The 23,653-nt window shown below is 50.4% G+C and carries 34 protein-coding genes; 30 read left to right on the forward strand and 4 right to left on the reverse strand.

What is annotated here, in order from left to right:
* Nucleotide 1 precedes the first annotated feature (1 nt).
* From K4H25_RS12045 to K4H25_RS12110, 15 genes are all read left to right on the forward strand, one after another.
* Complete coding sequence (locus K4H25_RS12045) at nucleotides 2-883, forward strand: DUF2303 family protein (protein WP_221020739.1); 882 nt, start codon at nucleotides 2-4, stop codon at nucleotides 881-883.
* A 110-nt stretch (nucleotides 884-993) separates the two neighbouring features.
* The gene (locus tag K4H25_RS12050; RefSeq protein WP_221020740.1) at nucleotides 994-1,170 is read left to right on the forward strand and encodes a hypothetical protein; all 177 of its coding nucleotides are present in this window, start codon (nucleotides 994-996) and stop codon (nucleotides 1,168-1,170) included.
* A complete protein-coding gene (locus tag K4H25_RS12055; RefSeq protein WP_173531774.1) occupies nucleotides 1,167-1,376 on the forward strand; it encodes a hypothetical protein in 210 nt (69 codons plus the stop codon). Before K4H25_RS12050 ends, K4H25_RS12055 begins: the two co-directional genes overlap by 4 nt.
* Nucleotides 1,363-1,803, forward strand: a complete 441-nt coding sequence (locus tag K4H25_RS12060; RefSeq protein WP_221020741.1) for a hypothetical protein — start codon at nucleotides 1,363-1,365, stop codon at nucleotides 1,801-1,803. The genes K4H25_RS12055 and K4H25_RS12060 overlap by 14 nt, the downstream gene beginning before the upstream one ends.
* Nucleotides 1,800-2,054 (forward strand): pyocin activator PrtN family protein, encoded by a 255-nt coding sequence (locus K4H25_RS12065; RefSeq protein WP_221020742.1) that lies wholly within the window; start codon nucleotides 1,800-1,802, stop codon nucleotides 2,052-2,054. The genes K4H25_RS12060 and K4H25_RS12065 overlap by 4 nt, the downstream gene beginning before the upstream one ends.
* An 89-nt stretch (nucleotides 2,055-2,143) precedes the next feature.
* A complete protein-coding gene (locus K4H25_RS16965) occupies nucleotides 2,144-2,275 on the forward strand; it encodes a hypothetical protein (RefSeq protein WP_255587597.1) in 132 nt (43 codons plus the stop codon).
* The gene (locus K4H25_RS12070) at nucleotides 2,272-2,505 is read left to right on the forward strand and encodes a hypothetical protein (RefSeq protein WP_221020743.1); all 234 of its coding nucleotides are present in this window, start codon (nucleotides 2,272-2,274) and stop codon (nucleotides 2,503-2,505) included. The genes K4H25_RS16965 and K4H25_RS12070 overlap by 4 nt, the downstream gene beginning before the upstream one ends.
* Nucleotides 2,502-3,107 carry a hypothetical protein gene (locus tag K4H25_RS12075; RefSeq protein ID WP_221020744.1) on the forward strand — a complete coding sequence of 202 codons (606 nt, stop codon included), beginning with the start codon at nucleotides 2,502-2,504 and terminating at the stop codon, nucleotides 3,105-3,107. Before K4H25_RS12070 ends, K4H25_RS12075 begins: the two co-directional genes overlap by 4 nt.
* Before the next feature lie 163 nt (nucleotides 3,108-3,270).
* Nucleotides 3,271-3,837 carry a 3'-5' exonuclease gene (locus K4H25_RS12080; protein ID WP_221020745.1) on the forward strand — a complete coding sequence of 189 codons (567 nt, stop codon included), beginning with the start codon at nucleotides 3,271-3,273 and terminating at the stop codon, nucleotides 3,835-3,837.
* Nucleotides 3,834-4,235 carry a hypothetical protein gene (locus K4H25_RS12085; protein WP_221020746.1) on the forward strand — a complete coding sequence of 134 codons (402 nt, stop codon included), beginning with the start codon at nucleotides 3,834-3,836 and terminating at the stop codon, nucleotides 4,233-4,235. The genes K4H25_RS12080 and K4H25_RS12085 overlap by 4 nt, the downstream gene beginning before the upstream one ends.
* Nucleotides 4,236-4,500: 265 nt before the next feature.
* Nucleotides 4,501-4,692: a hypothetical protein gene (locus K4H25_RS12090; RefSeq protein WP_221020747.1), complete on the forward strand. Its 192-nt coding sequence runs from the start codon at nucleotides 4,501-4,503 to the stop codon at nucleotides 4,690-4,692.
* Nucleotides 4,682-4,918, forward strand: coding sequence for a hypothetical protein (locus K4H25_RS12095; RefSeq protein WP_221020748.1), 237 nt, complete (start codon nucleotides 4,682-4,684; stop codon nucleotides 4,916-4,918). Before K4H25_RS12090 ends, K4H25_RS12095 begins: the two co-directional genes overlap by 11 nt.
* A gap of 17 nt (nucleotides 4,919-4,935) precedes the next feature.
* Nucleotides 4,936-5,391: a hypothetical protein gene (locus K4H25_RS12100; RefSeq protein WP_221020749.1), complete on the forward strand. Its 456-nt coding sequence runs from the start codon at nucleotides 4,936-4,938 to the stop codon at nucleotides 5,389-5,391.
* Nucleotides 5,392-5,402: 11 nt separating this feature from the next.
* Nucleotides 5,403-6,026: a hypothetical protein gene (locus tag K4H25_RS12105; RefSeq protein ID WP_221020750.1), complete on the forward strand. Its 624-nt coding sequence runs from the start codon at nucleotides 5,403-5,405 to the stop codon at nucleotides 6,024-6,026.
* 399 nt (nucleotides 6,027-6,425) lie between these two features.
* Entirely contained in the window at nucleotides 6,426-7,145 is a 720-nt protein-coding gene (locus K4H25_RS12110; protein ID WP_221020751.1) for a Rha family transcriptional regulator, read from the forward strand.
* 66 nt (nucleotides 7,146-7,211) lie between these two features.
* Here the strand turns inward: K4H25_RS12110 and K4H25_RS12115 are convergent, their stop codons facing one another.
* Complete coding sequence (locus tag K4H25_RS12115; RefSeq protein WP_221020752.1) at nucleotides 7,212-7,442, reverse strand: hypothetical protein; 231 nt, start codon at nucleotides 7,440-7,442, stop codon at nucleotides 7,212-7,214.
* Nucleotides 7,443-7,662: 220 nt separating this feature from the next.
* Here K4H25_RS12115 and K4H25_RS12120 point away from each other — a divergent pair, with 220 nt between their 5' ends.
* Entirely contained in the window at nucleotides 7,663-7,914 is a 252-nt protein-coding gene (locus tag K4H25_RS12120; RefSeq protein ID WP_221020753.1) for an Arc family DNA-binding protein, read from the forward strand.
* Here K4H25_RS12120 and K4H25_RS12125 read toward each other — a convergent pair.
* The gene (locus K4H25_RS12125) at nucleotides 7,882-9,039 is read right to left on the reverse strand and encodes an integrase (RefSeq protein WP_221020754.1); all 1,158 of its coding nucleotides are present in this window, start codon (nucleotides 9,037-9,039) and stop codon (nucleotides 7,882-7,884) included. The genes K4H25_RS12120 and K4H25_RS12125 overlap by 33 nt on opposite strands.
* A gap of 167 nt (nucleotides 9,040-9,206) precedes the next feature.
* Between K4H25_RS12125 and dusA the strand changes: the two genes are divergently transcribed.
* From dusA to K4H25_RS12195, 14 genes are all read left to right on the forward strand, one after another.
* Complete coding sequence (gene dusA, locus K4H25_RS12130; RefSeq protein ID WP_221020755.1) at nucleotides 9,207-10,211, forward strand: tRNA dihydrouridine(20/20a) synthase DusA; 1,005 nt, start codon at nucleotides 9,207-9,209, stop codon at nucleotides 10,209-10,211.
* A 4-nt stretch (nucleotides 10,212-10,215) separates the two neighbouring features.
* Nucleotides 10,216-10,875, forward strand: a complete 660-nt coding sequence (locus K4H25_RS12135; RefSeq protein WP_221020756.1) for a retropepsin-like aspartic protease family protein — start codon at nucleotides 10,216-10,218, stop codon at nucleotides 10,873-10,875.
* Nucleotides 10,876-11,475 (forward strand): RdgB/HAM1 family non-canonical purine NTP pyrophosphatase, encoded by a 600-nt coding sequence (gene rdgB, locus K4H25_RS12140; protein ID WP_221020757.1) that lies wholly within the window; start codon nucleotides 10,876-10,878, stop codon nucleotides 11,473-11,475. It abuts the gene before it with no gap.
* The gene (locus K4H25_RS12145) at nucleotides 11,472-11,693 is read left to right on the forward strand and encodes a hypothetical protein (protein WP_173531793.1); all 222 of its coding nucleotides are present in this window, start codon (nucleotides 11,472-11,474) and stop codon (nucleotides 11,691-11,693) included. Before rdgB ends, K4H25_RS12145 begins: the two co-directional genes overlap by 4 nt.
* Before the next feature lie 82 nt (nucleotides 11,694-11,775).
* Nucleotides 11,776-12,300 (forward strand): hypothetical protein, encoded by a 525-nt coding sequence (locus tag K4H25_RS12150; protein ID WP_221020758.1) that lies wholly within the window; start codon nucleotides 11,776-11,778, stop codon nucleotides 12,298-12,300.
* Nucleotides 12,301-12,422: 122 nt separating this feature from the next.
* Entirely contained in the window at nucleotides 12,423-13,607 is a 1,185-nt protein-coding gene (hemW, locus tag K4H25_RS12155; RefSeq protein ID WP_221020759.1) for a radical SAM family heme chaperone HemW, read from the forward strand.
* Between the two features lie 390 nt (nucleotides 13,608-13,997).
* Entirely contained in the window at nucleotides 13,998-14,564 is a 567-nt protein-coding gene (locus tag K4H25_RS12160) for a flavin reductase family protein (protein WP_221020760.1), read from the forward strand.
* 304 nt (nucleotides 14,565-14,868) lie between these two features.
* Nucleotides 14,869-16,080 carry an ammonium transporter gene (locus K4H25_RS12165; RefSeq protein WP_221020761.1) on the forward strand — a complete coding sequence of 404 codons (1,212 nt, stop codon included), beginning with the start codon at nucleotides 14,869-14,871 and terminating at the stop codon, nucleotides 16,078-16,080.
* A 490-nt stretch (nucleotides 16,081-16,570) separates the two neighbouring features.
* Nucleotides 16,571-16,960, forward strand: coding sequence for a Rid family detoxifying hydrolase (locus K4H25_RS12170; RefSeq protein WP_221020762.1), 390 nt, complete (start codon nucleotides 16,571-16,573; stop codon nucleotides 16,958-16,960).
* Nucleotides 16,953-17,312, forward strand: coding sequence for a DUF3147 family protein (locus K4H25_RS12175; protein WP_221020763.1), 360 nt, complete (start codon nucleotides 16,953-16,955; stop codon nucleotides 17,310-17,312). Before K4H25_RS12170 ends, K4H25_RS12175 begins: the two co-directional genes overlap by 8 nt.
* Nucleotides 17,313-17,400: 88 nt before the next feature.
* Nucleotides 17,401-17,832: a CoA-binding protein gene (locus K4H25_RS12180; RefSeq protein WP_221020764.1), complete on the forward strand. Its 432-nt coding sequence runs from the start codon at nucleotides 17,401-17,403 to the stop codon at nucleotides 17,830-17,832.
* Between the two features lie 145 nt (nucleotides 17,833-17,977).
* On the forward strand, nucleotides 17,978-18,808 hold the full coding sequence (dapF, locus tag K4H25_RS12185; RefSeq protein ID WP_221020765.1) for a diaminopimelate epimerase: 831 nt from the start codon (nucleotides 17,978-17,980) through the stop codon (nucleotides 18,806-18,808).
* A gap of 15 nt (nucleotides 18,809-18,823) precedes the next feature.
* Nucleotides 18,824-19,537 (forward strand): DUF484 family protein, encoded by a 714-nt coding sequence (locus K4H25_RS12190; RefSeq protein WP_221020766.1) that lies wholly within the window; start codon nucleotides 18,824-18,826, stop codon nucleotides 19,535-19,537.
* Nucleotides 19,534-20,505, forward strand: coding sequence for a tyrosine recombinase XerC (locus K4H25_RS12195; protein WP_221020767.1), 972 nt, complete (start codon nucleotides 19,534-19,536; stop codon nucleotides 20,503-20,505). The genes K4H25_RS12190 and K4H25_RS12195 overlap by 4 nt, the downstream gene beginning before the upstream one ends.
* 129 nt (nucleotides 20,506-20,634) lie before the next feature.
* Here K4H25_RS12195 and K4H25_RS12200 read toward each other — a convergent pair whose 3' ends face one another.
* Together K4H25_RS12200 and bioA are read right to left on the reverse strand one after the other, a co-directional pair.
* The gene (locus K4H25_RS12200) at nucleotides 20,635-22,200 is read right to left on the reverse strand and encodes a hypothetical protein (protein WP_221020768.1); all 1,566 of its coding nucleotides are present in this window, start codon (nucleotides 22,198-22,200) and stop codon (nucleotides 20,635-20,637) included.
* Nucleotides 22,201-22,218: 18 nt separating this feature from the next.
* Nucleotides 22,219-23,550, reverse strand: coding sequence for an adenosylmethionine--8-amino-7-oxononanoate transaminase (gene bioA, locus K4H25_RS12205; protein WP_221020769.1), 1,332 nt, complete (start codon nucleotides 23,548-23,550; stop codon nucleotides 22,219-22,221).
* Nucleotides 23,551-23,653: the final 103 nt, after the last annotated feature.

The following is a 23,653-nucleotide window of genomic DNA, read 5'->3' on the forward strand; positions in this document are numbered from 1 at the left end:
CATGGAAGCCAAAGATTTAAACAATATTGCCGAAACGATTCTCGCCGCCGCGCCTAAACCGTTTCAAGAAAACATTGAATTAAAAACCTACCGCGAAGGGCATCGCCCTGTCGTCTTTGTTCCCAAAGGCTACACAGCAGAATACCCCGACTTCGAAATGCACCTCGACACCCCACTACGCAAGATCGCAACAGTGCGCTTAGATGATGCCGAATCATTTGTCTGGTACCTGAAAGAACACGGCCAATCCGACCGCACCCGCACTTATCTACACGCCGACTATGCCGCAGGCAAAGTTAGCTTTACCGCGCTGCTCAATGACCATCAAGGCGTATACAACGAGCAAAACTGGCGCGATCACAAAGCACTGTTTACCCCTGCCAAGTCGGTGGAATGGAATACCTGGACTAGCAATAACCGTAAGCAAATGAGCCAAACCGAATTTGGCAACTTCCTTGAAGACAATCTAGCAAACATTCTCACCATCGAAGGCCTGCCTAACGCCACTGAAATCATGGGCATGGTGTTGAACTTCGAAGCCACCAACGAGAAACGCTTTAAATCGGTATCTCGTCTGCAATCGGGCGGTCTGAACTTCGAATTTATCGACCAAGAAGACGATGCTACTCGCCAAAAAATGCAAGTATTCGAGCGATTCGCCATCGCCATTCCAGCGTTCGTGCAACCCCTTGCCGCCACAGACAGCATCGTTGCTTACCGAATCGATTGCCGCCTGAAATACCGCATCCGCGATGGCAAATTGGGGTTGTGGTTTGAGTTGGTGCGCGAAGACAAAGTGCTAGAGGCCGCCGCCAAAGACATCGTCGCGCAGATTAAAAACGACAGCGGATTCCCGCTGATCGCAGGTAATCCGTTCGTCTAAGCCCTAACTAACTGACCTTTGCCCATCACGCGGTGGGCAATAGTGAGCTAGGTATAAACCACCAAGCCAAATAATAAAAAGCCTGCAGCAATATACCTATAGGTAAATACATGCGAACCAATTACAAAACCCTCAAGCAGCAACGTGATTTGGAAGCCAGCGAGCGCCAGCACGAGATTGCGATTACCCAAGCCCACGCCGAGAAATTCGCTCAGCGCCGCGCTGCACGCAATGCCTTGCAAGAGCGGCATGAATTTGAACAACGCAACAAAGAGGTATGGCAATGAGCTTACTCATCAGCGCGGCCGACATGCTGGAAAACGAAGCCAAGATCATCAAAGCCGCCAACACTTTTGAAGGTCGCTGGATCAACAACCCTGAAGCCGAAGTGTTGCATCAAAAATGGGTCAAAACGGCCAAGGGCCTGCGGGAATTACAAGCGCAGCTCAATCAAGTCAACAAAACGGTAGAGGCCAATTATGACTTCGCGTAAACCCAACGCACTACGCGGCCGCATCGTTCGCCCTACCATTTTTGAAGTTAACCAAGCATTTGATCTCATCGACCAAATGGTCGACCAGCTCATCGCCGGTGAGTTGGAATACGCCAGCGATAACGGCGTCGATGTGCCGGTATTTCGTACAAAATCCGGTGCCGAGCCAATGATTCCGCCACTCGAAGGCTGGATCGCCGTCTGGCAACGCTTTGCCGATGGCTTTGGCTTTGAACTGGACCAAACCGCGCTCACCACCTTAATCAACAAGCTCAGCAGCAATGAAATCTTGCGCCTAAGCGAGGTTGCCAGCGTGCAGCTGTGCGTCATGCAGCAACGGGCCATTTATCGCCAACTCGACGTCTACCGCATTCGTAGCTACGCCGTTACCGAGCAAATCGCCATTCAACTGGAGCAAGCCGCATGAAAACCGCGTTTTTGCTGATGGCGCAATACGAGCGCGCCACCGTACCGCTATCTGAAATCGCCGAGCAATACCTGGGCATGACTGTACCCGTCGCCCAGCGCGAAGCCCTGATGAATAACCTGCCGATCCCAACGTTTCGGCTCCGTGAAAGCAATAAATCCCCGCTCCTCGTGCACATCGATGATCTAGCCGAGCACATCGATAAAGTACGCGCCACAGCAAAAAGGGCGTGGGAAAAGAGCCAAGTTTAGGAAAACCATGCGTCGTCACAACCTCACCCGCCATTTAAACCAAGCCCAACGCCGCGCGCGCCGACTGGCTTATTTTTTGGAGCATCGCCATGCGCGATAAAACCTTGGAAAACATCTTGTATTACAGCGCCTACACCATCGCCACCGCCAACATCGCGCTACTGGCTGTCATGGCCATCGGCGCCTATCGCTTTTTTAAACTCTTTGGCGGTGCAGCATGAGCCTCAGCCCCATCATCATTCGTTTTCACGCCCTGCCCCAACTGGGGCGGCTCAAGTTAGAAGCCGATATCTCACTCCCTAACGGCCAGTACTTGAGCTGCAGCCGATGCGCCATGCCTGCTAGTGAATGCGACACTTACGACACCATGCCTAATGGCATGAACTGTCTTCGAGGCGAATATCACTACGTTTCTGCCGATCAATACATCACCGGAGGCGATCAAGCATGACCAAAATGGACATTATTTTTTTATCTGGCGAAGCCCAGCCCATCAAACTTTGCACTGAAGATCGGCGCTTTACCATCGTGCAGCGCATGCTACGCATCAACCAATGCACCGACGCGGCAATGTGGTACGCCGACAAAGTCGGCCAATTAGTCCCGTTTTTTGGCGCATGGAGCGACGGCTATAAATCCCGCGAAGACGCTGGCCACACCAACATCGTCAAATTCTCGGATGCGGAGATTGTAGAGATCCGCTCGAAACAGCAATCGAGCAAACCCACGCTAGCGCTATTAAAAAGCCTCATTACCGCAGCCAATCAAGGTAAGCGAGCCTGCATTGACCCCGATTCTGGTGAAAACGTATTTTTCTCTCACGAAGACGATCACCAAGAGCAGCGGCCCCCGCAACTACGCCCAGCCAGTGAATACCACGAAGATTATCACGATGTAATTTGGTTTCACTTCCACAGCTTTGAAGAATGCCCTGAAACTTTTATTGGCAATTCTCAAGAAAGTAATTTTGAAGAAGAGTATTGGACGCATTTCATCCAGTTTGATTTCAATTCAATTATTAACCAAGCCGAAGCGATGGGGGTTATGCCATGAAAATCAAACCCTGCACCATCAGTGAAAAACATAAATGGGCATTCGTAAGAAATGTTGAACGTCGCAGCGCGACCATTAATCACCAAGGTACAAGAATGAAAATATCTTGGAATGGTTTTTATCAATGTCCGTGCGGTCAATCAAAATACGGAATAACAAAACAATGAAAACCTTCTACCTCGACACCGAAACCACCGGCCTCAACCGCAACGGCGAAGATGAAATACTTGAAATCGGCATCATCGACCAAGACGGCGAAATTATCCTGCACAGCCTACTGCGCCCGACCGCCCACACTGTATGGCCCGAGGCCGAAGCGATCCACGGCATTACCCCAGTGATGGTCGCCACCGCGCCCACGCTAAAGCAAATCACCCCGCGCCTCATCGCCGCGCTAATCGAGTGCGACGAACTGGTAATTTACAACATCGAATATGACTTGACCTTTTTGCCGAGTGTAGTGCGCCACATGTTGATAGATCGCTGCATTTTATTAAATTGCGCAATGCAACATTTCGCCCATTTCAATGGCGTTTGGGATGCAAAACGCGGCAACTACAAATGGCAAAAGCTCACCGTCGCCGCTGAGCGCTTTGGACACATCTGGGAAAGCCAAGCCCATCGCGCACTGGCCGATTGCTACGCCACTAAAACCGTGTGGGAAGGCATGCAAAAAGCCATTTCATCGCGCTATTCATCCGATGTAGAAAGCGATGGTGGTGAAATATGAGCGACCAAGCCCAACTAACCGCGTTTCAAGAAAAATTCCCACTCGATTTATTTTCTTCATACAACGCCTTTGAACAGCTTGCCGCCGAATGGGCTGAGCAACAAATACAAATTGGCACACTTAATTATGAAGTGGCAGAACAACGCCGCATTCAAGACGATATGAGTGAAGAACATGAGCAGGAATTGATGAGCATTAGGACTGCGATCAACTGGACTTTAACCAGTGACGGCGGCATCGATGACGAAACCACCGTCCTCATGGCACTCAAAGACCATGAAGTTTGGCCGGGCTATCGCATTGGCCAGCAATGGTTTTACGCCAGCGGCGATCCATGCACCGAAATCCCAACACACTGGATGGACATTCCACGTCACCCAATGGACACCGCACCATGAGCCAAACCACTACAACGCCAAGATATTTACCTCCCGACGTGAGAGCCACAATGTGGCACTACGCACGGTTATCTGCATCAAAGGCACGCTACGCAGCCAAAGAAAATGGCGATCTATTCTGGGACGCAGTTTGCCAAAAATGTGGACTACCGCACGCAAAAATAGAATGCCACCCATATATGTACGAGCTTGGGGAGGTAAAAAGCGAGCGCAGCCAAAATCTGCACCGCAACAAAATCCCACTCCATCCAATGGACACCGCACCATGAGATCACTTTTTTACGCAGCGGCATGGCTAGTTGTTGGGCTGACTTTATTGCCCATCACCCTCCTCGAACCCAGCATCATCTGGCGCGGCATCTTTATTGGCTTAACGCTATTTTGCGGCATCGCCTGCGGCGTCAATGCGGCATTGCTGGTCATTAACAACCAAGGAAACTCGAATCATGGCATTTGATATTAAAAGACTAGATGCATGCGCAACAGGCAAAACCCACGCTATAGCGCAAGAAGTTTACGTTGATGGGGATTTTGTGGATGGATGGGTAGCGAAAATTGACAGCGTAACTGTCAGCCATCCCGAAACGAATCAAAACCATTTTAAAACCGAAGCAGAAGCGCTTTCAGCCGCTACAGCTTTTCAAGATGCTGCAAAAAAGCATCTTGCCGTACTGACTGCTTAACCCAAGGAAAGCTAACGATGGAAATCATCAAGCGAGCCGAAGCCCTTGCCACTGATTTATCCAGTGGGCAAGGCACCGCGTCAATTTATGATGCGCGATCAATGATCTGCCAGTTGATTGATGAGCTGAAAAAGCAAGCTGAGATCAATATCGAACTGAAAGCATCAGTTACGACTGCTACCGCAGCAGGCCGTGCAGAGGCCGTTTCCATCATTATGGCCTTGCCTGCCGACGAAGCCCCGCTAGAAGACTGCGTCGAATCATTAGGGCAAGGCTATGACGGCGAATACTCATACCGTTGGAATAAGGACAAGCTGCTAGCGATGTTTTTCGCCGATGGCGATCACTTACGATTGCTCGACAAAATGGAGGCTATAGCTGATGAGTTTTACTACGAAAACTTAGAAAATAAACAACGAGTTGTTGAACTTGAGATTCAACTTACTTCGTTGAAATCCACTCAAACTGTATAGGAAAGCTAAGAATGGCTAAACCAATCGATAAAAGCGAGGCCAGAATTCTCAACATGACCGAACGCTGGGCAACTTGGTCTAAGTGGGACGGCGGCAAGGTCGCTAAGACGTATCGCGGCAAAGCGCGCACAGCGAGTACTGTATTAGCGCAGATTGCCGCCGTGCTCAATCATAACGAAATGGATGCCAAACTATGGGCGGGTGACGTAAAAACCTTGCTCGATGCCTCCGCGCTGCTGGCCAGACTGGGCAATGAATTTGAAGTCGCGCAGCGTAAGGGCGAAAAAATAAAAAAGGAACACACGGCCAAGCGTGTGGCTGAAGAAAAGGCGACCGAAGGGAAAATCATTCGGGAGGTATTGACGCCGCTGGCGACTGACGCCGCCGCCATGATTCAAATTTGCAATGATCTCCTGGCATTTAAAACGCACCGCTGGGAAATCGCTAGGCAGTCCGATTTTAATGATTGGTGCTTTGATTTCTGGCGTGATGAATTCCAATTTCACCGGGCGCTTAAGCAAGGTAATGTAGACCTAGCGCTCAAGCTATTGGCAGAGACATACAGGCAGGATTCGTGGCAGCAAAAAGTATGGCCAGCCTTTATTGAGTGGCGCAAAACATTATCACCGTACTAATTCAATCAAGAAAATCTGAAAAATGGCAGTCCATCAATTGAAATCTAAAAAAATTCGAGACGTCATCAAAAACAGGCCGAATTCGATGTGGCAGCGTACAAAGCGCCCCGTTAACCTTCTGCCTGTAACGCAAATCTTGCCAAAAACGATACTGGTGGTTTACAGTGCGGGTGTTGCAGTCAATGCTGCAACACGAGATTGGCGTCTCGGATGAATAGCGGGTATCCGCATATAGCGGTTTTTTTACGCCCGTTGCATGGTCATACCCCTATGGGTGGACTGTGTGGAGCATCTTCGGATGCGTCGGTTCCTATTCCCGATACGCCAATCTGCACAGTTCCGCCCACCTCTAATTGGCGTTAGAGGCGCGGATTTAATTCCATGAATAGGAGTCTGACTATGTCACTCAATACCCTCACTTCGCCTGACGTTTCTATCATTAACGGCAAACCCGTTACCACCAGCAAAGCCATTGCGGCATTTTTCCACAAACTTCATAAGAATGTGCTGCGCGACATTGAGGCACTCAAGGCGGATTTGCCTGCCGATTTCTATCAGCTCAATTTTGAGCCCATACAAATTGACGCCAATCTAGGGCTTGGTCGCACACGCAAAGACCCCGCTTATCAAATCACCCGCGATGGCTTCACCTTGCTGGCAATGGGATTTACAGGTAAAGAGGCTTTGGCATGGAAAGTCCAATACATCAAAACCTTTAACGCGATGGAAGACAGCTTGCGACCCTTGTCGATTGTGCCACCCGAGTTCGACGACGTGCCCGCCAACGCTGGCCCACTGTATCAACTCACCGAGCGGCAGATTGATTTGCTGGTGGTGTCGCGTTTAACGCAACAGATTAACGCTGAAAATGCCATCTGCGCCGCCACCGCCGCTTGCGCGCCCAAAGGCAGCCGTGACATCGACGAACAAGCTATTCACGACACGCTTAAAAAAGTGGCCACTGGGCTGTTTGCGGTAAACGAACCCGTTGGCGCAGCCTTCTTTGCCGCCACTGAACGGTTATTGAGCATGTATCGCAACGAGCGCGAACAAATGCGCGAACGCTTCAACCAAGCCATGCCAAAAGTGCCGCTGAATGTACTACGTAAAATAGATTAATATTATTGGTTAAACGTACTGCCGTATTTATAAGCTAACAAAAAGCCGCTTTTCAGCGGCTTTAATTTAAATCGCAGCAAGTTTTTTCACTTTTATCTCAGAAAAATCCAAGCACTGGCTGGCTAAATATCGTTGTGATTCTCGCACTTCAGCTTGCGATAAATATGGGCTAATTGGTACTTTAACGTACCGACCTGGCAAATACTCAATGGTGATTTCTAACACAAAATCAACGCCATCATTACAGCATGGCAATGTTTTATCTTGTGCAACATCAGTAGTATCACTATGATTCAAAATGATTCCTTTTCGCGAGGGGTCTGTTATGTATGCCCATGCTGTTAGCGCAGCATGGGCATTTTTATTGGCCAGTCAATATGCTGACGTAGCCCTGTAGTTTGTTGCAATTTCACTACAAATCATAACATGCAATTCGTGCCGCAAGTCCATAAAACCAGAGAAAATAGGGGCACAATGACACTAGACAAAGCCTTAATAAAAACCCGACCATCGCACGATGACCCAAGATTATGTCCGCTCCCAAATTCGGCTACCCAATGATGTGCATGAACAACTCATCGCGGCCACCGAAAAAAATAAAACCTCGCTGAACAACGAAATGGTGCGGCGCATTCACGCATCGCTCAATGACGAAACGCAACTCGCCCCCAGATTGGCCCGCATCGAAGCGCAAAACCAAGAACTCCTCGAGCTAATTAGCCAACTAAACCAACAGTTAGCGGCGGTCACTTCTAAGAACATCAGCTAACTTAGGCGGCTCTAGCAACAACGCTGGCTCAGGCACCACAGCATCACTGGGTCGTGCTGCAATCATTTGCAGCTCATGCTTATCATGTAAATCTTCTGGCCTTAAATTAGTATATCGGCGCAAGCTACCCCAGGTCTTATGCCCCGACACCATCGCCACTTCTTGAATTTGATACCCTGCCTCAAATAAGCGGCTAATGCCTTCATGGCGTAGATCATGAAAAGTCAGCGTTTCAATCTTTAGTGCCTTGCACATTCGCCGAAATGCCGCACCGGTACTCCGAGAGTTATACGGAAAAATCCGCGCGTCTGTTTTTGGCTGACGCTGCAAAATCGTCCATGCATCGCCCAGCAACGGCACAATCTGATCGTTGATCTCTTTTTTACCCGGATCTTTGCGCTGGCGGATCATCACAGTGCGCTTGCTCTCATCCACGTCCATCCACAGCAATCTATGGATCTCTTCTTGCCGCATACAAGACCAAATCGCGAATTGAATAATTTCGAACATCGGCGGTGTTCGCCCATGTTGAAATGCTTTAGGTTCGTATTCCAGCAATGCCTTCAACTCTGCGGCCGTAATTCGCCGATCGCGGACATCTGAGCGACCAATCAATTTCAATTTATGCAGCATTGGATAAGCGTCTTCGACTGGCCTCTTATCTATCGCCAAACCCCACAATGGCCGTGCCACACCCAATGCCGAGCCCAGATAAATCACATCTTGCGACGTTGTCGCTGGGCCTGCGCCTTCAACGTGGCGCAATTTGCAATGCTCTACAATATCAGCCGGCGTTAAATCCGAAACCAAGATTTTCGCAATGGGCTTATTGATCAAATTTTCCATCGTATAGCGTTTAGTGCGACCGAACTTTTGCGTCTCGCCAATCTCATCAATATAACGTCGCAATAATTGCCCTACCGTCAGCCTAGCAATCTTGCGGCGATCAATCGCACCATCAGCCTTTAATGACGCCTCAACCTTCGCGGCCCAGTCTTTAGCTAGCTTTTCTTTCTCAAAAGTCTTAACTTCGGAATAGATCACTTTACCGTCGCGCTTAACCCTTACCTGCGCCCTAAAAGATAATGTACCATCGCGCCCGGTACGCTTTGTAATTGTTGCCATATACCCTCAGTGCTACACAACTTTATAATCCGGTGCTACACAGCACACCGTGTAGCAAAATTGTAGCACCAAGCGAACAAAAACGATTAAAAATGATTAAAAATGATTAAAAATCATTCAAAATAAGCATAAAATAAAATCACAAAATAACGCAACAAGGCAACAAAATGCAACAAAATCAAGAACATACAAACATAGCAGCAAGTAGAAGATTCTGCATAGCGCCTATGCTCGATTGGACAGACCGTTTTTACCGTCGATTCGCCCGCGAATTGAGCCAGCACACTTGGCTGTATACCGAGATGGTGAATACCGGGGCGATTATTCATGGCGATCCGATGCGGCATTTGCGGTTTGATCCGTCAGAAAACCCGATTGCCCTGCAATTGGGCGGCTCAAATGCGGCTGATTTGGCGCATTGCGCCAAGGTGGCCGAGCAATGGGGTTATAACGAGGTCAATTTGAATGTGGGTTGCCCTAGCGAGCGAGTGCAGTCGGGCTCGTTTGGCGCTTGCTTGATGCTGGAACCTGATTTAGTCAGCGATGCGGTTAAAGCCATGCGCGATGCGTGCAGTATCGACGTTACGGTGAAGCACCGGATCGGCATTGATCAGATTGAGGATTACAGCTTTGTTCGCGATTTTGTTGGCCATGTGGCCGATGCCGGTTGCAGCACGTTTATTGTGCACGCCAGAAATGCGATTTTAAAAGGCCTTAGCCCGAAAGAAAACCGCGATATTCCGCCGCTTAAATATGCTTATGCCTATCAGCTCAAGCAAGACTTCCCGGCGCTAGAGATTATTATTAATGGTGGCATTACCACCATTGCCGATAGCCTAACGCATTTGCAGCATGTGGATGGCGTAATGCTCGGGCGCGAGGCTTATCATAATCCGTGGATTTTAAGCGAAGTAGATGCCGCGATTTATGGTGCGCCGCACGTTGAAACCACGCGCCGCGCGGTAATGGAAGATTTACGCGGCTTTGTCGATGCGGAGCTCGCGGCAGGCACACCGCTACGCTATGTGGCGCGGCATATTTTAGGTTTGTACCAAGGCCGGCCCGGTGCGCGGCATTGGCGGCGGATGTTGTCGGATGCAGCTTTGCTTAAAAACGCCGATTGGCGCTTAATTGAAGAAGCGCTTAATATTGTCGAATCTCGTCAGGATTAAACTCATGCTGCCCATTCGCTCCCTCACTGCACTCTGTGCTGGCTTGTTATTGGCATTACCACCGTTGGCCATGGCCGATGAAATGACACTCTTGGCCACCATGGGCAGCAAGGCGATTTTTCAGTTGAATGGGCAAAAGAAAACCTTGCAAGTCGGCCAAACGGTGGGCGGCATTAAGGTGATTTCGATTGCTGCCGATTCGGCGGTGATTGAGGCCAGTAATGGCCGGCAACGGCGTTTGGGCTTAGGCGAGGGCTATGTGATTTCGGCGGCCACGCCAAGCGATGGCGACAGTAGCGTGGTGCTCTCGCCCAGCCAAGGCGGGCATTACCTCGCCGAGGTGGCGATTAATGGCCAAAGCCAGACTGGGGTGATTGATACCGGCGCTACGCATTTATCGATGTCGGCCAATGTGGCCAACCAGCTGAAGCTGAACTATCAAAACGGCCAGCCGATGCGCTCCCACACCGCCAATGGCGTGATTCGCTCGTGGCTGATTGTGTTGCCCAAAGCCAGAATCGGTAATGTAACGCTGTATAATCTCGATTTGGTGGTGCGTGATAGTAACGACAACAGCCCAATTTTAATCGGCATGAGCACGCTCAACCGCTTTCAAATGAAGCGCGAACAAGAACTGATGATTTTAAGTAAAAAGGCCTATTAAATGGCAAAGCAACGCATTGTGTTAGCCAGCAATAACACTGGTAAAGTCAAAGAATTCAATCACTTACTGGCTGACTTTGATCTCGAAGTCATCCCGCAAGGTGAGCTTGGCGTGAGTGAATGCCCCGAGCCCTTTGATACTTTTGTTGAAAATGCGCTGGCCAAAGCGCGGCATGCGGCGCGAGAGACGGGTTTACCGGCGCTGGCGGACGATTCTGGTTTGTGTGTGCATGCGCTGGGTGGCGCGCCGGGCGTGTATTCGGCACGCTATGCAGGCGAGCCCAAATCAGACGCGCGCAATAATAGTAAATTGATCGAGCAAATGGTGTCGCACTCTGATCGCCGCGCTTGGTATTATGCTGCCTTGGTGCTAGTGCGTAGCAGCCACGATCCTCAGCCATTGATTGCCGATGGTATTTGCATTGGCGAAATCTTAAATACCCCATTGGGTGACGGCGGTTTTGGTTATGATCCGCTGTTTTGGCGGGCTGACTTTGCGAAAACCGTGGCGCAAATGACGGCCAACGAGAAAGCACTGATTTCGCATCGCGCCAAAGCGCTTAATAAATTAATTGAACAACTGAAGGAAACTGGGCTGTGAGTCAGGATGAAAGTCGTTGGGCCCGCTGGGTAAGAGACGATGGCAGCGTGGTATCGTGCACCGAAAAAGTAAAAGTAATGAACGAAAACCTCGATGAGCTACTCCAAATGGCGCAAGACTTATTTGAAGATGGCGTATTGATGGAAGTGTCCGAAGCCCAAATGCGTGACGTACTACAGCGCCTCGTGCAGAGTGTGCATAATCCCTATCAAAAATAAGTGATGCCAGCTAAGATCCGGCTTTAAGCAGGATTAGCCAGTTGCTGTCTTGATGGTTACATTTTTAATAAGGTAGTTTAAATTGCAAAAAACATTACTTGCCCTTGCCCTGATGTTGCCACTGTCTTGCTTTGCCGCCAAAGCAAGCGACACCTCTAAAGCCGAGGTCGCATCGCCATTCACCGCCGAGCGTAATAAAGCCGCGGGTAACTTAAGCACGTCTTTGGTTGTGATGCAAAAAATGGCCAAAAACTGCAAAATCGAACAAACCGAAGGCCTGATCAATTCGGCCACCAAAGGCTATATCGAACGCAATAAAGCCTATCTTGGTATGCATTATGGTTATGTCACTGCCTTTCTCGATTACGTAAAAGAATCCGCCGGTGCCGACGAAGCTAAAAAAGTGAGCGGCGAATTACTCAAAGCCAATAACGACCAATCGAATAAAATCATTGAAGACATGACCAAAAAAGATGGCCCAACCCAAGCTTGCCAACGCTACTTTACCTATTTAGCGGCGGGCGAGATGGACATCAAAAAAGGCTCACCAGACTTTAAAACCCTCAATGACATGCTCAATTTTGCCAATAGCCAAAAAGCAAAATAAGCCCATATAACCGTTTTTGGGGGCTGCAATACGGCCACCACGCAACGGTTGATTGACGTCTAAACCTCGTTTTATTTCTTACCTTAGGGCTGGCCTTGCTCAGCCCTAATTTGTTAGGCCCTATGCAAACCGTTTCTTTCTCGCAATCGGGCCTAACCGCCCTGCCCCCGTTGGCACTTTATATTCACTTTCCTTGGTGCGTACGCAAATGCCCGTATTGCGATTTTAATTCGCACGCGGTTAAAGACGGCATTCCAGAGCAGCGCTATATCGATGCGCTGATTGCCGATTTAGAAAGCAATCTGCCGCAAGTATGGGGCCGATCGGTATCGAGTATTTTTATGGGCGGCGGCACGCCGAGTTTGTTTTCGGCCGCCAGTATGGACCGCTTGCTAGAGGCGATTCGTGCGCGCATCAAGCTCAACCCCGATGCCGAGATTACCCTAGAAGCCAATCCGGGTACGTTTGAAATCGAAAAATTTGCTGGCTACCGCGCTGCGGGGATTAATCGCTTATCGATCGGCATTCAAAGCTTTAATGCTACGCATTTAAGTGCTTTAGGCCGCATCCATAATCGCGACGAAGCCTTGCGCGCCATTGAGATTGCTGCCCTGCACTTTGATAATTTTAATCTCGATTTAATGTATGCCCTGCCCAAGCAAACGCTGGCCGAGGCCGAGGCCGATATCGACCAAGCGATTGCCTGCGGCTCAACGCATTTGAGCGCCTACCATTTAACGCTCGAACCCAATACGCTGTTTCACCGCTATCCACCGGCGCTGCCTGATGACGATTTGGCTGCCGATATGCAAGAAATGATTGAGGCCAAACTCGCCGCCGCAGGGTTTGGCCACTATGAAACCAGTGCTTTTTATAAGCAACACCCAAGCAAAGATCACCGCAGCCAACATAATTTAAATTACTGGCAATTTGGTGATTACCTAGGCATTGGCGCTGGTGCGCACGGCAAAATCAGTTTTCACGATAAAATCATTCGCCAAGCGCGCTTTAAACAGCCCACCGAATATTTAGCCAAAATGGCGATGGGCTCGGCGATTCAAAGCGAAGAAATTATCGAAAAATCGGCGCTGCCGTTTGAATTTATGCTCAACACGCTGCGCTTAACCGGTGGTTTTCCGATTGCGCTGTTTAGCGAGCGCACCGGATTGCCAATGAGTAAAATTGTTTACGAAATTGAGCGCGCCTGCACTGAAGGCTTACTCGAGCGCGATTTGCACCATGTACGCCCAACGCTCAAAGGGCAGCGCTTTTTAAATGTGCTGATGGAACGATTTTTACCAGATTAAGCGGCAAGGCGCAGTACAATGCACCGCATAGCGATGCCATCATCGTTGCGGTTCAAGTGGTGAGTGCCAGCAGAACGCAAGCTGTCAACATCGAAAAGCCGACGCAGAGACGCAGAGGCGCAGAGAAAAACCAATTTTACATTCAAACCACGAGTAGGCACGGAGCGTGAAGCTGGGACTTGTTTTGGTTTTACTCTGGTTTTACTTTGGTTTTGCTCTGGTTTTGCTCCGCGTCTCTGCGCCTCTGCGTCAAAAGATTTTTTAAGTGAACACCACCATGCGCTCGGCTTGATTTGCGGCTTAAGCCAATTGCCTGAGGCTAAACATCTGGGTATATTTACCTAACAATTAATCATTAATGGCTAGCGCCATATACCTCTGGATTACATAATGGAATGGCCTGTTACGGCGCTCTCGCCAAGTGAAAAATACAATCTGATTACCGACTGCGTGGTGCCGCGGCCGATTGCTTGGGTGACGAGCACCAATGCCAACGGCAGCATCAATATCGCGCCATTTTCTTATTTTAATATTGTCAGTAGCGAGCCATTGATTGTGTCGCTCAGTGTCAATCGTCGCCAAGATCAAAGCGGACTGAACGAGCAAAAAGACACGGCGCAAAACCTACTCAATGGTGGAGATTGCGTGATTCATATTCCATCGCATGATCATGCGCCGGCAGTGCATGCCACGGGTTCGAGCATCCCGCCGAGCCAAGCGCAGATTGATGCACTCGGTTTAATGTTTGCCGCCTCACAAGCGGTAAAAACCCCGCGCATCGAAAACTGCGCCGTCGCCCTCGAAGGGCGTTTAATGCAGCATATCGAAGTTGGCCAACCGATTGCCGCCGATTTATTGCTGATTGAAATCGTGCATATTTATACCGCCGATGATCTGCTACACAATGGCCGCGTTCACCCCGAGCCGTATGCCATCAACGCCAATAAGCGGCCCTAATCCCGCGCCTCATTCATAGCAACATTCAAAAAACCGCAACTGCGATTACGCCGTTGCGGTTTTTTTTCGTCCCGCGCATTGCGTTGTTTAATTACAAACCTAAAAAGCTTTAAACAATTAATTGCAATAATCACACGCATAATTTATTTCGCCTACAAAGCCTCAAGATTACAATCTGCCCAAACCAGCAGTTTCATGCGCGCTGTACCATAATCTAAGCAGCCTTCATCAGCCGACACCACAAAGCCGTGGTTAAGCGCGGCTCCGTTGTTGCCCAGCGATCAATCGTAAATAGGAGAGCAGCATGTACCTTATTAATACCGGCGATACCGCCTTTATCATTTTATGTACGGCGATGGTGTGTTTAATGACGCCAGGGCTGGCGATGTTTTATGGCGGGCTCACGCGCAGCCGCAGCATGCTGTCGATCATGATGCAAAATTTCATCTCCATGGGGGTGATTTCGATTGTGTGGATTTTTGGTGGTTTTAGTTTGGCCTTTGGTCCCGATATCGGCGGCGTGATTGGCGATTTAACTTACTTTGGCTTTAGCGGCATTGGCGCCATGCCCCATCCACATTACGCGCCATCGATACCGTTTATTATGTTTTTTGCCTACCAAATGATGTTTGCCATCATCACGCCAGCGCTGATTACTGGCGCGTTTGCCGAGCGCTTTGATTTTAAGGCGTATCTCAAATTCATCGTGCTGTGGATGCTACTCGTGTATGTGCCCGTAGCACACTGGATTTGGGGTGGTGGCTTTTTGGCCAAACTCGGGGTTATCGACTTTGCTGGTGGGATAGTGGTGCACACCACCGCTGGGTTTGCTGCCTTGGCCACGGTGATGTTTTTGGGACACCGCGATATTGCGCCCAATGACCCGCCAGAAGCCAGCAACTTACCGTTGGTAGCGGTGGGTGCCGGTTTACTGTGGTTTGGCTGGTTTGGCTTTAATGCTGGTGGCGCATATGCCGCCAATGCCTTGGCTGCATATGCCTTTGTCAACACAGCAGTCGCCGGTGCAGTGGCGATGGTGGTTTGGCTCATGCTCGCTTGGCGCTTTGAAGACAAACCGAGTTTTTCTGGCGTTTTAGTCGGTGGCATAGCCGGTTTAGCCACCATTACGCCAACGGCAGGTTATGTCGAGCCTTGGGCAGCGGTACTGATTGGCGCGATTGGCGCCACGGCATGCTACTTTGCTAAAACCTTACAATCGCGCTTTAAATACGACGACGCGCTCGAAGTCTTTCGCGCGCACGGCGTTGGCGGTGTGACGGGGTCACTGTTAGTGGGGATTTTAGCCAACCGTGCGATTGACGACATCAACGGCGGCTTACATCAATTCATTATTCAATTGATTGCCGTGGTGTTAGTGGCGGTGTATTCCTTTGCCATTACTTGGGTGATTATGAAGTTAATCCACAAACCACGCGTGAGCGTTGCCGCAGAAGAAGAAGGGCTCGACGAAGCACTACACGGCGAGCGGGCGTATTTTTTTGATAAAGACAACTAAGGCGATAAGATTGGCTCACTGGCTGGGTGATCGAAGCTGCGGTGTTTAGATTACGTGTTGATGATTTTAAGTGCCTGCGGCACATTGTTTTACAGTCGCAGTCCGCGACGGGGACCCTCTTTCTTTGACTCGCCAAAGAAAGAGGGGGAAAGAAAGGCGCCCCGAGCGCGCATCGGTCCCCGATGCCCTCGATTGTCGTGAGCCAAACGATAAAACTGTTTGTCTCCCTTCCGCACTCGGTGCGCTTAGACGGGGTTTTAAGCCCCTACTCGACGAGCGCGGCACAGCATCAAACCCAATCTAAACATTGCCATTGAACCGGCGCTGCCCGCAAAGCCTTGAGCCGACTTCTATGTCGGCGAAAGGCTTTTACTACGTAGAACACTGTCAAAATCAAGTCAAATTACAGTAAACTCTGCAAACAAAACCCGCTTAAAATCATCGCCGCCGCTGCCGCTGGCGACTTTTTCCCTCTCTAGGAGCGCTCCAAATGAGCAAATCGATTATTCATTCCGAGCAAGCCCCCGCCGCCGTCGGCACGTATTCGCAAGCGATTAAAGTAGGCGACACGGTGTATTTATCTGGCCAAATTGGGCTTGATCCTGCGTCTGGCATCTTGCTCGAAGGTTTTGACGCGCAAGCGCACCGTGTATTTCAAAATCTACGCGCCGTTTGCCAAGCAGCCGGTGGCGATTTATCCGACATCGTAAAATTGGGCGTTTTTGTCGTCGATTTGGCCAACTTTGCCCAACTCAATACCATTATGAGCGAATACTTTAGCGCACCGTTTCCAGCGCGCGCGGCAGTCCAAGCTGCGGCACTGCCTAAAGGCGCATTGGTTGAAGCCGATGCCGTCATGGTTTTGCTGCGTAATGAGTAGCGGCTACCTGATCGCCAAATACCTGATCACGGCGGCGGTCGTGGTCGGTATTTCTGAAGTAGCCAGCCGTTTTGAGCGCATCGGCGGCTTGCTGGCGGCCCTGCCCTTAGTTAGCTGTTTAACGCTGATTTGGTTATATATTGAAAAAAATCCCGCCGATAAAATTGGTGCTCATGCTTGGTATACGTTTTGGTATGTGCTGCCGACATTACCGATGTTTCTGGCGTTTCCATTGTTGCTAACGCGCTTTGGCTTTTGGCCCGCACTCGGTATCGCAGCCATCGCTACGATGCTGTTGTTTTTGCCTTACAGTTTTTTACTCAGCCGCTATTTTCAAATTCATTTATTGTAAAACTGCAGCTCAATAAACTAAGGCCTATGAGTATCTACTGCAAGTGCTTATTTAATAAAACCTAGCAGCACATACCCAAGGAATCACGATGCCATTCCAAAACCCACCCGACGCCCAAATTAAAGCCCTACTGCAATCAACACGATCAATTGCCGTCGTTGGGCTGTCAGACAAACCGCAGCGGGCCAGCTATATCGTTAGCCAGCGGATGCAAACTTGGGGCTTTGCCATCATTCCGATCACCGCCAAACCACAGGCGCAGATTTTAGGCGCAGCGGTGCATCGGCAATTAAGCGACGTCACCAAGCCAATCGATTGCGTGGATGTGTTTGTGCGCAGCGAAATCGTCGGCGATGTTGTTGATCAAGCGATTGCTTTGGGCATCAAACTGATCTGGTTGCAAAAAGGGATTGGCGACGAAGCGGCTGCCTTACGCGCTCAAGCTGCCGGGCTGTGCATCGTGATGGATCGTTGTTTAATGACCGAATATCAGCGTTTATTCCCTGAAAGAATGCTTTAAAATAAGCGGCGCAGCGCCTTTAAAAGCGATGCCAACACGCTCAATCGCTAATTTGGCCGCATTTTTCATTATTCTATTTCAACAAGCTTGCACTGACAGGCAGGCTCAGCGTAGCCTTAGCACACCTTAAAACATCGCAAAAATCATGAAACTCAACTTCAGCAAAATGCACGGCCTCGGGAACGACTTTATGGTGATCGACGGCGTGCGCCAAACCGTCGCCCTCAGTCACCAGCAAATTGCACAGCTCGGCCACCGGCAATTTGGCATTGGTTTTGATCAACTGCTGCTGGTCGAAAGCAGCGCTACGCCCGGCATCGATTTTCGCTATCGCATTTTTAATTGCGATGGCTCCGAAGTTGAGCAATGCGGCAATGGTTCACGCTGCTTTGCGCGCTTTGTCGTTGAGCAAGGCTTAACCGACAAAACCGAAATCGCCGTGGAAACCGCCAAAGGCGTAATCTACCCGCGCCTCGAGCTCGATGGGAATGTCACGGTCAATATGGGCACGCCGCGCTTTGCCCCCGAAGACATCCCGTTTATTGCGCCCAATGAGGCAATGATTGATCCCTTGATTGTGGATGGCCAAGTTTATGATATTTCGGTGGTATCAATGGGCAACCCACATGCGGTGCAAGTAGTTGAATCAGTCGATACCGCGCCAGTGGCGCTGCATGGCGCTTTGATTGAAAACCACCCACGCTTTCCACAAAAAGTGAATGCTGGCTTTATGCAAATTTTAAGCCGCAATGAAATTCGCCTACGGGTGTATGAGCGTGCAGCAGGCGAAACCCTCGCTTGCGGCACTGGCGCCTGCGCTGCCGTCGTCGCGGGGATACGCCGTGGCTTACTCGACGCCACGGTGATTGTGCATACCCGAGGTGGTGATTTAACCATTAGCTGGGCGGGCGATTCACACCCCGTGATGATGACCGGTCCCGCTGTGACCGTCTTTGCCGGCACGATTGAGCTTTAACCTAAGGATATTGAGATGCAAGCCAATGAAGTCGTACAGTGGTTACAACAAAACCCCGCTTTTTTTGATGAGTTTGCCGACGCTTTAGCCGAAATCTATGTGCCGCACCATCATCGCGGTCAGGCCGTTTCTTTGGCTGAGCGACAATTACTCACATTGCGCGATAAAAATCGCTTACTCGAAGCACGTCTGGGTGAATTGCTGCAATTTGGCATCGAAAACGATCATATCTCAGACATGCTGCACCAACTCACCGTCGATTTAATGAAAGCCGAAGACTTGCCAAGCATCATCGGTACTTTGGAGTACCACCTCAAAGCGCGCTTTGCGGTACCGCATTTGGCGCTGCGCTTATGGCTACCGAATATTGAATCCAATCTACTGGAATTTACCCCAGTCGAGGACAGCATTCACAAGCTGGTCGACAACCTAAGCAGCCCGTATTGTGGGCCGTACGTGACTGATGATGTATTAAATTGGTTTGCACTGGAAACGGGCGATCTAAAATCCTTTGCCCAATGCGCGCTGCGTACTGGCGAATTGCCGTTTGGGATTTTGGTGTTGGCCAGCCCTGATGCAGAGCGCTTTTATCCGGAAATGGGCACGCTGTACTTGCAACGTTTAGCCGAATTGGTTTCAGCCGTGATTCGCCGCGTGGTTCCGGCACAAGCCGTACTGAGCCAGAGCGACACCGTGCTCGACGCCGAAGTCGAGGCCGAACTGACTTGAAACCGATTCGCCGTCCGACGAGCGCCGCGCAGCAACACCCCGAAACAGCATCGCATTTCGCGCATTTTTTTCGCTATTTACACGGCGAAAAAGCCGCCAGCGCCCATACGCATCAAGCCTACCAGCATGATTTACAGCTATTGGCCGATAGTGTTGGCGCGCGCGATTTAGCGTCGCTCAGCCCGCTAGACGTGCGCGGCTTTGTGCGGCAATTGGCCAGTCGCGGTTTATCGGGACGATCCATTGCCCGCACTTTATCGGCATGGCGGGCGTTTTATCGGCTGATGTGCCGCGACTTTCATTGGTCGAGCAATCCAGTTGAAGGCGTCAAAGCGCCCAAGCATCGCCCAGCCTTGCCATCGGCGATGAATGTCGATGATGTGGTGGGTTTTTTAGAGCATATGCCCGACGAAGACCAGCTGGCTTCACGCGACAAAGCTATTTTTGAACTCGCATATTCATCGGGACTGCGGGTCAGTGAACTGGTGTCACTCAAACTGATTGATCTCGATCTATTGCATGGCATGGCCACGGTGACCGGTAAAGGCAATAAAACGCGGCTGGTGCCAATCGGCAAAATGGCGCTCGAAGCGATTCGCCGCTGGCTATTGATTCGCACGCAATTGGCGCACCCCAATGCGCAGACCGTTTTTGTCAGCAATAAAGGCACGCCGCTCACGCCGCGCGCGGTGCAATTGCGACTACGGCAGTGGCAAGAAAAACTCGGCCTAACCGAGCCGCTCTACCCGCACAAACTACGCCACAGCTGCGCCAGCCATTTATTGCAATCGTCGAGTGATTTGCGCGCCGTGCAAGAATTACTCGGCCACGCCAGCATCGCCACCACGCAGGTTTACACGCATTTAGACTTCCAGCATTTATCTGAAAGCTACGACAAAGCCCACCCTAGAGCCAAGATAGCGGACGAAAATACCGACGTATCTGACTCTGAGCTAAAAGAATCATAGCCTACATCGATATACATCGATTATTTTTGCCTTGTTCAGATTGGGTGTTGATCGTGATTAAAGGTTCGCGGCATCCCCTCTCTCTTGATGGGAGAGGGTTAGGGTGAGGTTGAGACGCTGGCGTGCGACTCAAGCACTGGTATATTCAAACAAGTCATACCCCATCTGCTGCTCAATCAACTTTGCACTACGGATTTTAATGCTAACGCCATCGGCGGTGAGCAGCATAAATTCACGCAGCGGGGTATAGCTGCCCTTAATCGCAATAATGCGCTGCGCTTGCTGTAGCACCGCAATCGCGGGTAGCAATATCGCCACTTGATTGGCCACGCCACTTTGCAATGGCCGCATCAAAACCGGCTGCGCCTTGGCGCTCATTACTTGCAAGCCCATTTCAGTCGCCCCGTCATGGCGTTGTTGCAACCAACGAATCGACGCCACCATCCAGCTCTGGCCACCACTGGCCCGAATCGCCACCACTTCACCGGGTTTAGCCAGCTCGGTCGGCAAATCGCGCGCCAAGATGGCATAACCGCCAGGACTTTCATTCACCACTTGCCACGGCATGACGCGGCGCTCTAAATCACCGATCACCGCCAATTGCTCGGCAACGTCGGCGGTGTTATCCGCGCTGAGCGGCAAGCCATCGTTCAATTGCTGCACGGTGGCCTGAAAACCCAGCGCCACTTCGACCAGGCTTTGCGCTGGAATCCGTTGATACAGCCGCTGCGGCGAAATACTCCATTGCCGAATCACCCGCCGCAAGATTTCTAACCACATTTGTACTTTTTGCCTATCATTGGCCAGCGGTACTTTGGCTTCGACATTCAATTCGGCTTTATGCAGTTTTTTGGCCAGCTCAATGGTATCAATCAAAATCGACTGGCCGGGCAATTGCTCGAGCGAGCGATTACCCACAAAATGCGGCGGTTGATCCAGCTCTAACTCGACCAAGAAAAATCCCGCGCTGGAGCTTAATTTACTCACCGGTTGAAAGTGTGCATACATCGCATAGCTTTCAATAATTTCGATAATTTTATCCAACTCAGCGCCAGAAAATCGCTGCGGATCGGCCAAGGCCAGCAACAGGATTTGCTTATACAAAGTGGCAAGCGGTCGGGCGGATTTTTCTTTGGGATTATCGGTTTTGCGCTCATCTAAAAAGCGATTTTCCGCCGCGTAGCGAAATACCTGATGAATCTCGCCCCACATGCCGCTGGGCATCGGTTGAAACAAACGGCTACACACTTGGTACATGCGCCAAAAGCTATACATCACCGCCTGCAATAGCACCGGCAGCATTTTGGATGAAGTGAAAAAAGTGAATTTTTTCTCTACTTTGTCCATTAACGCCAGCTTCCAACCCAAAGCAATTTCGCACCATAAATTCAGTGCCAGCTGGGCCGCTTGCCGCGCCGAATCTTTCATTGGCAAGCCGGGTGAGGCATAGGCAGACTCAAAAGCGCCAGTCAGCATTTCCAAAGAATTTTGATATTCTTGCAGTAATTTAACCCGCTCTTCGGGCTCTAACTTAATGCGATTTAACGTCGACAAGGCATCGAGCAGCATCCGTCCGGCTTCTTGCACATTGCCAACTGGCAAAGCAATCAGCCATTGCCGCAGCTGCTGTGGATTGGTTTCCACAGAGCGCGCTAATTTAGGGTCAAAATCAGGTAAAGTCAGAAATAACGGCATAAACAATAAGCTCGGTGATTAGCAGCAGCGCGCCAAGGCTTTGAGCGTGCCAGCTAGCAGAAATTGAGCGTCTTCTGCCGTCATAATATATGGCGGCATAAAATAAACCGTATGACCAATCGGTCGCAATAACAAGCCTTCTTTTAAGGCTTCAGTAAAGCAAAGCGTGGCAAATTGCGCCGGAGCGTCAGCAATTTCGAAAGCCCAAATCATGCCACAATTTCGCCAATGCCGAACACGGGGATGCGCGGCCAGTGGCGCAAAAATGCGATTAAACTCGGCCACCTTGCGCTGATTTTGCGCAATCACGTCTTGATCGCGAAAAATCGCCAACGTCGCCAACGCAGCAGCGCAGGCCAATGGATTGCCAGTATACGAATGCGAGTGCAAAAAAGCTTTGGCTGATTCATCAGCATAAAAGGCAGTATAGACCGCATCAGTACATAGCACAGCCGCTAGCGGCAAATACCCCCCAGTAATGCCTTTGGAAAGACACATTAAATCGGGCTTGATCTGCGCCTGCTCACAGGCAAACATCGTGCCGGTGCGGCCAAAGCCAACGGCAATTTCATCGGCAATCAATAACACTTGATACTGATCACACAGCACGCGAGCTTGTTGTAAATAGATCGGATCGTACATCGCCATGCCCGCTGCGCCTTGAATCAAAGGCTCAACAATCAAGGCAGCAATCTCATGATGATGCGCGGCCAACACGCGGGCCAAGTCTTCAATCGCCCACAAGGCCACGTCACGCGCAGTTTGGCCGGGCTGGGCTTGCCGCGCATCTGGGCTTTGTACGGCAAAATTCTCGCGCACCAAGGGCGAGTAGGCTTGACGGAAAATCGGCACATCGGTCACCGATAAAGCACCAATCGTTTCGCCGTGGTAACTGTCTTGCAAATACACAAAGCGGTTTTTGGCGGGCAACCCTAGATTACGCCAATAGTGCGCCGCCATTTTGAGTGAGATTTCGGTTGCCGACGCGCCATCCGAGCCGTAAAAAACATGGCCCAAGCCCGTCAACTCGGCCAATTGCTCGGACAACGCCACCACCGGCTCATGGGTAAAGCCCGCCAGCATCACATGCTCGAGTTGATCCATTTGCTGCGTAATCGCCGCTTTAATTTGTGGCTGATTATGACCAAATAAATTCACCCACCAGCTCGATACCGCATCCAGATAACGCGTGCCATCGGCGTCATACAACCAAACGCCATCGCCACGGGAGATTGGAATCAACGGCAAAGTTTCGTGGCGCTTCATTTGCGTGCACGGATGCCAAACCGCCGCCAAACTGCGATCTAACAAGGCTTGATTGGCGTGCTGGGGAAGCGTTTGCTCTGTCATAACAAAACCTAAAATTTCAATTCCCGCATTTTAACAGCATCAACCTCGGGTCTGTTGGCGTTTGGCTTGCCAACTGCGTTTGCGCTGCGAGCAAGCCCAACAC

This window comes from Deefgea piscis, assembly GCF_019665785.1.
Lineage (GTDB): Bacteria > Pseudomonadota > Gammaproteobacteria > Burkholderiales > Chitinibacteraceae > Deefgea.

Coding starts and splice junctions, on each gene's coding strand:
- K4H25_RS12045 (WP_221020739.1), top strand. CDS start 2: ATGGAAGCCAAAGATTTAAACAATATTGCCGAAACGATTCTCGCCGCC.
- K4H25_RS12050 (WP_221020740.1), top strand. CDS start 994: ATGCGAACCAATTACAAAACCCTCAAGCAGCAACGTGATTTGGAAGCC.
- K4H25_RS12055 (WP_173531774.1), top strand. CDS start 1,167: ATGAGCTTACTCATCAGCGCGGCCGACATGCTGGAAAACGAAGCCAAG.
- K4H25_RS12060 (WP_221020741.1), top strand. CDS start 1,363: ATGACTTCGCGTAAACCCAACGCACTACGCGGCCGCATCGTTCGCCCT.
- K4H25_RS12065 (WP_221020742.1), top strand. CDS start 1,800: ATGAAAACCGCGTTTTTGCTGATGGCGCAATACGAGCGCGCCACCGTA.
- K4H25_RS16965 (WP_255587597.1), top strand. CDS start 2,144: ATGCGCGATAAAACCTTGGAAAACATCTTGTATTACAGCGCCTACACC.
- K4H25_RS12070 (WP_221020743.1), top strand. CDS start 2,272: ATGAGCCTCAGCCCCATCATCATTCGTTTTCACGCCCTGCCCCAACTG.
- K4H25_RS12075 (WP_221020744.1), top strand. CDS start 2,502: ATGACCAAAATGGACATTATTTTTTTATCTGGCGAAGCCCAGCCCATC.
- K4H25_RS12080 (WP_221020745.1), top strand. CDS start 3,271: ATGAAAACCTTCTACCTCGACACCGAAACCACCGGCCTCAACCGCAAC.
- K4H25_RS12085 (WP_221020746.1), top strand. CDS start 3,834: ATGAGCGACCAAGCCCAACTAACCGCGTTTCAAGAAAAATTCCCACTC.
- K4H25_RS12090 (WP_221020747.1), top strand. CDS start 4,501: ATGAGATCACTTTTTTACGCAGCGGCATGGCTAGTTGTTGGGCTGACT.
- K4H25_RS12095 (WP_221020748.1), top strand. CDS start 4,682: ATGGCATTTGATATTAAAAGACTAGATGCATGCGCAACAGGCAAAACC.
- K4H25_RS12100 (WP_221020749.1), top strand. CDS start 4,936: ATGGAAATCATCAAGCGAGCCGAAGCCCTTGCCACTGATTTATCCAGT.
- K4H25_RS12105 (WP_221020750.1), top strand. CDS start 5,403: ATGGCTAAACCAATCGATAAAAGCGAGGCCAGAATTCTCAACATGACC.
- K4H25_RS12110 (WP_221020751.1), top strand. CDS start 6,426: ATGTCACTCAATACCCTCACTTCGCCTGACGTTTCTATCATTAACGGC.
- K4H25_RS12120 (WP_221020753.1), top strand. CDS start 7,663: ATGACCCAAGATTATGTCCGCTCCCAAATTCGGCTACCCAATGATGTG.
- K4H25_RS12125 (WP_221020754.1), bottom strand. CDS start 9,039: ATGGCAACAATTACAAAGCGTACCGGGCGCGATGGTACATTATCTTTT.
- dusA (WP_221020755.1), top strand. CDS start 9,207: ATGCAACAAAATCAAGAACATACAAACATAGCAGCAAGTAGAAGATTC.
- K4H25_RS12135 (WP_221020756.1), top strand. CDS start 10,216: ATGCTGCCCATTCGCTCCCTCACTGCACTCTGTGCTGGCTTGTTATTG.
- rdgB (WP_221020757.1), top strand. CDS start 10,876: ATGGCAAAGCAACGCATTGTGTTAGCCAGCAATAACACTGGTAAAGTC.
- hemW (WP_221020759.1), top strand. CDS start 12,423: ATGCAAACCGTTTCTTTCTCGCAATCGGGCCTAACCGCCCTGCCCCCG.
- K4H25_RS12160 (WP_221020760.1), top strand. CDS start 13,998: ATGGAATGGCCTGTTACGGCGCTCTCGCCAAGTGAAAAATACAATCTG.
- K4H25_RS12165 (WP_221020761.1), top strand. CDS start 14,869: ATGTACCTTATTAATACCGGCGATACCGCCTTTATCATTTTATGTACG.
- K4H25_RS12170 (WP_221020762.1), top strand. CDS start 16,571: ATGAGCAAATCGATTATTCATTCCGAGCAAGCCCCCGCCGCCGTCGGC.
- K4H25_RS12175 (WP_221020763.1), top strand. CDS start 16,953: ATGAGTAGCGGCTACCTGATCGCCAAATACCTGATCACGGCGGCGGTC.
- K4H25_RS12180 (WP_221020764.1), top strand. CDS start 17,401: ATGCCATTCCAAAACCCACCCGACGCCCAAATTAAAGCCCTACTGCAA.
- dapF (WP_221020765.1), top strand. CDS start 17,978: ATGAAACTCAACTTCAGCAAAATGCACGGCCTCGGGAACGACTTTATG.
- K4H25_RS12190 (WP_221020766.1), top strand. CDS start 18,824: ATGCAAGCCAATGAAGTCGTACAGTGGTTACAACAAAACCCCGCTTTT.
- K4H25_RS12200 (WP_221020768.1), bottom strand. CDS start 22,200: ATGCCGTTATTTCTGACTTTACCTGATTTTGACCCTAAATTAGCGCGC.
- bioA (WP_221020769.1), bottom strand. CDS start 23,550: ATGACAGAGCAAACGCTTCCCCAGCACGCCAATCAAGCCTTGTTAGAT.